Genomic DNA, 332 nt, shown 5'->3' with positions numbered 1-332 from the left:
CGTCGCCCGTTGGAGGAGCAGAATGGACCACCACGTCGTCGTCATCGGCTACGGCACCAAGGGCCGCAGCGCGGTGCAGACCCTGCTCAACAACGGCCTCGAGCGCGAGGCGATCGTCGTGGTCGACCCCAGCGACGTGGCGATGCAGGACGCGCACGCCGACGGCCTCGCGGTCGTCTCCGGCGACGCGACCCGCCGCGGGGTGCTGCGCCGTGCCGGCGTCGCCGACGCCGAGCAGGTCATCATCACCACCGACCGCGACGACTCCAACGTGCTGGCCACGCTGACCGTGCGCCAGCTCAACCCCGACGCCTACATCGTCACCGCGGTGC

The 332-nt window shown here is 71.7% G+C and carries 1 protein-coding gene; it reads left to right on the top strand.

Going from position 1 to position 332, the window contains the following annotated elements; genetic code table 11:
• Positions 1-22: 22 nt before the first annotated feature.
• The coding region (locus QWY29_RS19960) for an NAD-binding protein (protein WP_300962987.1) at positions 23-332 on the top strand (310 nt) is incomplete at its 3' end.

Origin of the sequence: Nocardioides abyssi, from assembly GCF_030412915.1 — a bacterium.
Lineage (GTDB): Bacteria > Actinomycetota > Actinomycetes > Propionibacteriales > Nocardioidaceae > Nocardioides > Nocardioides abyssi.
The sequence above is the reverse complement of the archived record's forward strand: the minus strand, read 5'-3'. Positions and strand labels throughout refer to the sequence as shown.